Source organism: Rathayibacter sp. AY2B7, assembly GCF_002931635.1.
GTDB lineage: Bacteria > Actinomycetota > Actinomycetes > Actinomycetales > Microbacteriaceae > Rathayibacter.
On sequence record NZ_PSUC01000053.1, the window covers coordinates 1 to 8,742 of the forward strand.

The following is an 8,742-nucleotide window of genomic DNA, read 5'->3' on the forward strand; positions in this document are numbered from 1 at the left end:
CGTCCACGACCGCCTACGCTAGCCCAGTGGTCTCGGAGGATCGGCACGTCCGCTCGATCGAGCTGCCCTGGGTCGATCCGGAGCTCGCGCACCACGCCCTGTTCGCCACGGCCGAGACGTCGTTCTGGCTCGACTCGGGCCTCGGAGCGGCGAGCGGCCGCTCCTACCTCGGGGCGTGCGCCCGCGAGGACGTGCTCCTCGTCGAGGCCGGCGGCGACGTGGCGGCGGCGCTCGCCGCGGTCGACGACGAGGCCCCCGCGGGCGACCGCGCGCTCGGCCGCTACGGCTGGATCTCCTACGAGGCGGGAGCCGCCTCCGTCTCCCTGCCCTCGGCGCCGACCGGCCCCGCGGATCCGCCCGCTCTCGCCCTGCTCCGGGGCGACCCCGTGCTCGAGTTCGACCACGGCACCCGGACCGTCCGCCTGGTCGCGACAGGAGACGTGCAGGAGCTCACCGCGCGCCTGCTCGAGCTCGTCGGCGCGCCCGCACCCGCGGACCCCGCGGATCCCGAGCCCGCCGGCGACCCGGTCCGCCGGCACTCCGCCGCCGAGTACACGGCGCTGATCGGCCGCTGCCAGGAGGCCATCCGCGCGGGGGACGCCTACCAGCTCTGCCTCACCGACGAGATCGTCGTCGAGGGCCGGTTCGATCCGGTCGAGGCGTATCGTCGCCTCCGCCGCTCCAGCCCGAGCCATCACGGCGGGCTGATCCGCCTCGGCCCGCTCGCGCTCGTCAGCGCCTCGCCCGAGCGGTTCCTCACCGGCGGGGCCGATGGACGCGTCTCCACGCATCCCATCAAGGGCACGCGCCCCCGGGGCCGGGACGCCGACGAGGACCGCGCGCTCCGGGACGAGCTCGTGTCGAGCGTGAAGGAGCGGGCCGAGAACGTGATGATCGTGGACCTCGTCCGCAACGACCTCGCCCGGATCGCCGCCCCCGGCTCCGTCGTCGTCGACCGCCTGCTCGAGGTGGAGAGCTACCCGCACGTCCACCAGCTGGTCAGCGAGGTCTCGGCCCGCCGGGCGCCCGGCGTCGGGATCGCCGAGCTGATCGCAGCCCTCTTCCCGGCCGGCTCGATGACGGGAGCGCCCAAGCGCCGGGCCGTGGAGCTGCTGCGGGAGTGGGAGGGCGGTCCCCGCGGCGTCTACTCCGGCGCCTTCGGCCGCCTGGGCTCGGACGGCTCGCTGGACCTCGCGATGACGATCCGCACCCTCGTGCTCGACGGCGAGCGCGCCCGCCTGGGGACCGGCGGCGGCATCACCGCGCTCTCGGTGCCGGAGGAGGAGGTCGAGGAGACGCGGCTGAAGGCGCGGGCGCTCCTCGCGGTGCTGGGCGCCGCCGAGGAGTGAGCGGGCGCCGCGTTCGTCTGCCGTGCGCGCGGGGCCAGTAGGGTTGATGGTCGAACGCAGCCGCCCACGCGTGCGCGTTCTCCCCCTCCTTCAGAAGTGAGAAGCACCTGTGGCAGAAGACAACTCCCGGCAGACCGGCGCGAGCGACGAGGAGCGCTACGACTTCCGAGCGCTCCAGGAGAAGTGGCTCCCGATCTGGGAGGAGACGCGCCCGTTCGCGACGGACGACCCCGACGACAAGCGCCCCCGCAAGTACGTGCTCGACATGTTCCCGTACCCCTCGGGCGACCTGCACATGGGCCACGCCGAGGCGTACGCGCTCGGTGACGTGATCGCTCGCTACTGGCGCCAGCAGGGCTTCAACGTCCTCCACCCGATCGGCTGGGACAGCTTCGGCCTGCCCGCCGAGAACGCCGCGATCAAGCGCGGGCTGAACCCGGTCACCTGGACCTACGACAACATCGAGCAGCAGAAGCGCTCGATGAAGCGCTACGCCGCGTCCTTCGACTGGGACCGCGTGCTGCACACCTCCGACCCCGAGTACTACAAGTGGAACCAGTGGCTGTTCCTCAAGATGTACGAGAAGGGCCTCGCCTACCGCAAGGACAGCTGGGTCAACTGGGACCCGGTGGACCAGACGGTCCTGGCGAACGAGCAGGTCCTCGCGGACGGCACCTCCGAGCGCTCCGGCGCGGTCGTGGTCAAGAAGAAGCTCACGCAGTGGTACTTCAAGATCACCGACTACGCGGACCGCCTGCTCGACGACCTGAACCAGCTCGAGGGCTCCTGGCCGTCGAAGGTCATCGCCATGCAGCGCAACTGGATCGGCCGCTCCATCGGCGCCGACGTCGAGTTCGAGATCGAGGGCCGCGACGAGCGCGTCACCGTCTTCACCACGCGCCCCGACACGCTCTACGGGGCGACCTTCATGGTCGTCGCGCCCGACTCCGACCTCGCCTCCGAGCTGGTCGAGGGCTCCGAGCCCGCGATCCGCGACGCGTTCCGCAGCTACCTCGAGACGGTGCAGAAGTCGAGCGAGATCGAGCGCCTGACCGCTGACCGCCCCAAGACCGGCGTGTTCCTCGGCCGCTACGCGGTGAACCCCGTGAACGGCGAGCGGCTGCCGATCTGGGCCGCCGACTACGTCCTCTCCGACTACGGCCACGGAGCCGTCATGGCCGTGCCGGCGCACGACCAGCGCGACCTCGACTTCGCCCGCGCCTTCGACCTGCCCGTGCGCGTGGTCGTCGACACCAACGCCTCCGTCACCGGGGCGATCCCGGTCATCCCGGAGGACCCGGAGGAGCTGGCCGCGCTCGAGAAGGAGTACTCGCTCGACCCGGCCACGACCGGCGAGGCGCTGACCGGCGACGGCCGCCTGATCAACTCCGGGCCGTTCGACGGGCTCTCCAAGCGCACCGCCATCGAGCGCGTCATCAGGATGCTCGAGGAGCGCGGCCGCGGCCGCTCGGCCAAGAACTACCGCCTGCGCGACTGGCTGATCTCGCGTCAGCGCTACTGGGGCACCCCCATCCCGATCATCCACGGAGCCGACGGCGAGCTCGTGCCGGTGCCCGAGGACCAGCTGCCCGTCGTCCTGCCCTCCACCGACGGCCTCGACCTGCAGCCGAAGGGCTCGTCGCCGCTCGGAGCGGCGGAGGACTGGGTGAACGTGCCGCACCCGGTGGACGGCTCGCCCGCGCGCCGCGACCCGGACACGATGGACACCTTCGTCGACTCCTCGTGGTACTTCCTCCGCTTCCTCTCGCCGAAGGACGACACGCAGGCCTTCGATCCGAAGCTCGCCGAGAAGTGGGCGCCCGTCGACCAGTACGTCGGAGGCGTGACGCACGCGATCCTGCACCTGCTGTACGCGCGCTTCATCACCAAGGTGCTGTTCGACCTCGGCTACGTGTCGTTCACGGAGCCGTTCACGGCGCTGCTGAACCAGGGCATGGTGCAGATGGACGGCGCGGCGATGTCGAAGTCGAAGGGGAACATCGTCCGCCTCTCGGACCAGCTGGACGAGTTCGGCGTCGACGCCGTGCGCTTGACGATGGCGTTCGCCGGCCCGCCCGAGGACGACATCGACTGGGCCGACGTCTCGCCCGGCGGCAGCGCGAAGTTCCTCGCCCGCGCCTGGCGCCTGGCGAAGGACGTCACCTCGAGGCCCGACGTCGAGTGGAAGTCGGGCGACGCGGCTCTGCGCCGCCAGACCCACCGCTTCCTCGCGGAGTCCCCGTCGCTGATCGAGGCGTTCAAGTTCAACGTCGTGGTCGCGCGGCTGATGGAGCTCGTCAACGCGACCCGCAAGGTCGTCGACTCGGGCGCCGGGGCCGGGGACCCCGCGGTCCGCGAGGCGGTCGAGGTGGTCGCGATGGCTCTCAACCTGTTCGCGCCGTACACGGCCGAGGACATGTGGCACCGCCTGGGCTACGAGGGCACCGTCGCGCACGCGCTGTGGCGCAAGGCCGACCCGTCGCTGCTGGTCGAGGAGAAGGTCACGGCGATCCTGCAGGTCGACGGCAAGGTCCGCGACCGGCTCGAGGTCTCGCCGAAGATCTCCTCCGACGAGCTCGAGGAGAAGGCGCGGGCCACGGCCGGCGTCGCCCGGGCTCTCGTCGGCCGCGAGGTCGTGAAGGCGATCGTGCGGGCGCCGCGCCTGGTGAACCTGGTGACGAAGGCGGTCTAGCCGCCGATCCGTCCCGACGGGGCTCCTCCTCTCGCAGGAGGGGCCCCGTCGTGCGTCCTGCACCGGTGCTGCTCTCTCCTCCACAGGGAGGCGATCCGGCGGGCTGTCCCCGGATCGGTGTCGGCGGCTGCGCCGGGCGGTGACGCGGGTCCTACCGTCGGCGGATGCCAGAGACCAGCGGGACGGACGACGAGCAGCTGACGGCGCTGCTGCGGCCCCGCCGCGCCCGCCCGCGCTGGCGCGTGGGAGTGGGAGCGGCGGTCGTGCTCGTCATCGGCGCCGCGGTGGTCGCGGTGCTGCTCGCGGGAGCACGGTCGAGCGGTCGTGAGCGGGTCCTGGAGCCCGCCGTGGCGACGAGTGCGCCCGCTGCTGCGGCGGTCGAGTCGCTGTACGTGCACGTGGCCGGGGAGGTCGCCTCTCCCGGGCTGTACGTCCTGTCGCCGGAGGCGCGGGTGGCGGACGCGGTCGCCGCCGCCGGAGGGTTCCAGGAGTCGGCGGAGCGCGCGGCGGTCAACCTGGCCCGGAGGCTCGTCGACGGCGAGCAGATCGTCGTGCCGGCCGTGGGAGCGGCGCCGGCCGCGGCGGGAGCGGCTCCGGGCGGATCCGCTCCGGGAGGGGCGTCCGCCGCCGGATCCGTGCTGAGCCTGAGCACGGCGACGGCGGCCCAGCTGGAGGAGCTGCCCGAGATCGGCCCGGCGACCGCGAAGAAGATCGTCGCCCACCGGGAGGCGAACGGCCCGTTCTCCTCCGTCGACCAGCTGCTCGAGGTCCCCGGGATCGGCGAGAAGACGCTCGCCGCGTTCCGCGACCAGGTCGCGCCGTGAGGAGCGTGCGGGCGGCGGACCTGCGGCTCCTGCCGGCAGCGGTGGCCGCCTGGACCACCGCGTGGGCGGCCGGGATGCTGCCGGTCGCGGCAGTGCTCGACTGGGGCCTCTCGTGGTGCGCCGCGGGCTGGGTGCTCCTCGGGGCGGTGTGCGTTTTGCTCCGGCGCGGCCTCGGCGGGCGGCTGGTCGGAGCGGTGCTCGTCGCGGGCGCGGGTGCCGCCCTCGCCCTCACCTCCGTGGTCGCCGCGGCGCCCGGTGACCACCCGGCGTCGCTGCGGGAGGCCCAGGAGGATCGCGCCCTCACCCCGGTCACCGTGCGCGTCGACACGGGTGCCCGACCGCTCGCGACCGGGGGAGTGTGGTTCGACGCGACGGCGCTGCGGGTGGGAGACGCGTCGACCGCGGCCCCCGTCCGCGTGCTGCTCGCCGATCCCGGTGGTCGGCTGCCGGTGGGCGCCGAGCTCGACCTGCAGGCGCGCGCCGCGGTGCGGGAGGGGCCCGTCGGCGAGGCGACGATGCTGAGGGCGGCGTCCGTTGAGGACCGGCGCGGTCCCGGGGGAGCGGCGGCCGTCGCGGAGGTGCTGCGCTCGCGTTTCCTCGAGCGCGCGGCGCTGGTCGGCGGCGACGTGGCGGGGCTGCTGCCGGGCCTCGCGACCGGCGACACGTCCGCGCTCGACGCGGGGCTCGAGGAGGCGATGCGCACCGCGTCGCTCACCCACCTGACCGCCGTCTCGGGCGCCAACTGCGCCGTGGTGGTGGTCGCCGGCTGGACGATCGCGGCGCTCCTCGGTGCCGGGCGCCACCTCCGGACCGTCGCCGCCCTCGCCCTGCTCGCCGGCTTCGTGGTGCTGGTGACCCCCGAGCCGAGCGTGGTGCGGGCCGCCGTGATGGCGACGGTGGTCCTCCTCGCGCGGCTCGGGCGGCGCTCCGGAGCGGCCGTGCCCGCCCTGCTCGCGACCGTCGTCGTGCTCGTGGCCGCCGACCCCTCGATCGCGGGGAGGCTCGGCTTCGTGCTGTCCGTCCTCGCCACCGCCGGACTCCTGCTGCTCGCCGAGCCGATCGCGGGCGCTCTCGGTCGGGTGCTGCCCCGGCCTCTCGCCCTGCTGCTCGCGGTGCCGACCGCGGCGCAGCTCGCCTGCCAGCCCGTGCTGCTGCTCGTGGACCCGTCGGTGCCGGTGTACGGAGTGCTCGCCAACCTGCTCGCCGAGCCCGCGGCACCCGCCGCGACCGGGCTCGGGCTCATCGGCTGCCTGCTCGCTCCCTGGTGGCCCGGAGCCGCCGACGCGGCGATCCGGCTCGCCGCCGTCCCCGCCTGGTGGATCGCCTCGATCGCCCGCGCCGTCGACTCGTGGCCCGCCCCGAGGATCGCCTGGTGGCCCGGAGTGGGAGGAGCGCTCGCGCTCACCGTGCTGACCCTGCTCGGTCTCGTGCTGGTCACGCAGTCGCCGCGGCTCGCGCGGGTGCGCCGGATCGCCGCCGTCGGGCTGGCGTGCGCGATCGCGGCCGCCGGCGGCACCACCGTCGCCACGCCGCTCCTCCGCGCCGCCTCGGTTCCCGAGGACTGGCGTGTCGCGATGTGCGACGTCGGGCAGGGCGACGCGGTCCTCCTCCGCGGAGACGCGGGCGTGCTGCTCGTCGACACGGGGCCCGAGCCCGCACCGCTCGAGGCCTGCCTCCGCCTGATGGGAGTGGACCGGATCCCGCTGCTGGTGCTCACTCACTACGACCTCGACCACGTCGGCGGGCTCCACGCCGTCCTCGGACGGACCGATGCCGCGCTCGTCGGGCCCGCCGCGGGCCGCGACGACGAGCGCGACCGGGCGGCGCTCACCGGCGCGGGGGTCGCCGTGCAGGAGGCGGTCCGCGGCGACAGCGGCGCGCTCGGCTCGCTGCGCTGGCGGGTCGAGTGGCCGGAGCGGCGGAGCGCGCTGCGGGGCAACGAGGCGAGCGTGACCCTCCGGGTCGACATCGGCGCGGACGCCCGCGGCGGCCCGCTCTCCGTCGCACTCCTGGGCGACCTCGGCGAGCAGGAGCAGGGGCGCGTCTCCCGACTGCCGGTCGGCCGGGTCGACGTCGTCAAGGTCGCGCACCACGGCTCCGCCGACCAGTCGCCCGCCCTCTACGACGCGCTCGGCGCGAGCGTCGGGCTGATCTCCGTCGGGGCGGAGAACGACTACGGTCATCCGAATCCGTCGCTCCTCGCCCTGCTGGCCGAGCGCGGGGTCGAGGCGCTGAGGTCGGATGTCGAGGGTACGGTCGTTCTCGCGTCCCGCAGCGACGGGATCGCGGTCTGGGCGAGCGGCGCGACGGCTCCCGCGGCGGCCTCGGGGCGCCGTGAGCGGGCCGTAGGGTGGAGGGCGCTCGGACGGGCGCGGCACGGAAGGACACGGCATGGCAGGCAGGGCCCCGGCGCGCGCGAAGGCAGCGCCCTCGAAGGCGGCTATCCCGCAGCTCGCCTGGAACCAGACCCGGCCGGCGCCGATCGTGCTGATCACCGGCCCGGAGCAGTTCCTCGCCGACCGCGCGCTGCGCTACCTCCGCGAGTTCCTCCGGGCCGAGGATCCGAGCCTCGAGGTCAGCGACATCGACGCCGGCGGCTACGCGCCGGGGGAGCTGCTGACGCTCGCGAGCCCGTCCCTCTTCGACGAGCCCCGCCTCATCCGAGTCTCGAACGTCGAGAAGTGCACGGACGCGTTCCTCCTCGAGACCCTCGACTACCTCTCGGCGCCCGCGGACGGGGCGACCCTGGTGCTCCGCCACGGCGGTGGCAACCGGGGCAAGAAGCTCCTCGACGCCATCCGCTCGGGCACGGGCGGCGGCATCGAGATCGTCTGCGCCGAGCTCAAGCGCGAGAGCGACAAGGTCGACTTCGCGATCGCCGAGTTCCGCACCGCCGGCCGCACGGCGACCACCGGTGCCGTCCGAGCCCTGGTGTCTGCCTTCTCCGACGACCTCGACGAGCTCGCGTCGGCGTGCCAGCAGCTGCTGTCCGACGTCACCGGCGAGATCACCGAGGCGACCGTCGCGAAGTACTACGGCGGCCGCGTCGAGACCACGGCCTTCACCGTCGCCGACTCCGCGATCGCGGGCCGTCACGGCGAGGCGCTGCTCGGGCTCCGCCACGCCCTCGCCTCCGGTGCCGACCCGGTACCGATCGTCGCCGCGTTCGCGAGCAAGCTGCGGACCATGGCGAAGGTCGCCGGCTCGCGCGAGGGTTCCGGCCAGGTCGCCTCGCGTCTGGGCCTCGCTCCGTGGCAGGTGGACCGGGCCCGGCGCGACCTGCAGGGCTGGACCGGCGAGGGCCTCGGCACCGCGATCCTGACGGTCGCCGACGCCGACGCGAACGTGAAGGGCGCCACCCGCGACCCCGTGTACGCCCTCGAGCGCATGGTCTCCGTCGTCTCCGCCCGGGGCCTCTGACCCGCCCAAAAGACCCTGTGCCCGCGATCCGCACCGACCTCGTCCCCGGCGGTTCTCGGTACGCCGCTCCGCGGCCACTCGACCAGCAGTGAGGGGATCACCTCTCCTCGCAGGGTCGCACCGCGGCCGACGAAGAGTCGGACGACGACCGCGCAGGGTCACCGGCGATCCGCGTGTCAGCGGATCGTCGTACCCGGAACGGAACCCGCTCCTCCCACCGCGACCACCCCTGGAAGCCGACCGCGTGACGGGCGACGAGGAACGAGGAGCCCGTCGAGAACGGTACGGGTCACCGGCGATCCGCGTGTCAGCGGATCGTCGTACCCGGAACGCTCCCTGCTCCTCCCACCGCGACCACCCCTGGAAGCCGACTGCGTGACGGGCGACGAGGAACGAGGAGCCCGTCGAGAACGGTACGGGTCACCGGCGATCCGCGTGTCAGCGGATCGTCGTACCC

Annotated in this window: 4 protein-coding genes and 1 pseudogene; all 5 read left to right on the top strand. The window is 74.0% G+C overall.

Going from position 1 to position 8,742, the window contains the following annotated elements:
• The first annotated feature begins 26 nt into the window (after window positions 1–26).
• Window positions 27–1,349 carry an aminodeoxychorismate synthase component I gene (gene pabB / locus C5C27_RS10125; RefSeq protein ID WP_104314302.1) on the top strand — a complete coding sequence of 441 codons (1,323 nt, stop codon included), beginning with the start codon at window positions 27–29 and terminating at the stop codon, window positions 1,347–1,349.
• 109 nt (window positions 1,350–1,458) lie between these two features.
• On the top strand, window positions 1,459–4,041 hold the full coding sequence (gene leuS / locus C5C27_RS10130) for a leucine--tRNA ligase (protein WP_104314303.1): 2,583 nt from the start codon (window positions 1,459–1,461) through the stop codon (window positions 4,039–4,041).
• A gap of 164 nt (window positions 4,042–4,205) precedes the next feature.
• A complete protein-coding gene (locus tag C5C27_RS10135) occupies window positions 4,206–4,865 on the top strand; it encodes a ComEA family DNA-binding protein (protein ID WP_104314304.1) in 660 nt (219 codons plus the stop codon).
• Between the two features lie 515 nt (window positions 4,866–5,380).
• Window positions 5,381–6,688 (top strand): annotated as a pseudogene (locus tag C5C27_RS18840) (ComEC/Rec2 family competence protein); the annotation flags it as partial.
• Window positions 6,689–7,256: 568 nt separating this feature from the next.
• Window positions 7,257–8,285 (top strand): DNA polymerase III subunit delta, encoded by a 1,029-nt coding sequence (gene holA, locus C5C27_RS10150; protein WP_104314305.1) that lies wholly within the window; start codon window positions 7,257–7,259, stop codon window positions 8,283–8,285.
• Window positions 8,286–8,742: the final 457 nt, after the last annotated feature.

Bases quoted from the DNA above. Each gene is read 5' to 3' on its own strand.
- C5C27_RS10135 (WP_104314304.1), top strand. From the start codon at position 4,206: ATGCCAGAGACCAGCGGGACGGACGACGAGCAGCTGACGGCGCTGCTG.
- holA (WP_104314305.1), top strand. From the start codon at position 7,257: ATGGCAGGCAGGGCCCCGGCGCGCGCGAAGGCAGCGCCCTCGAAGGCG.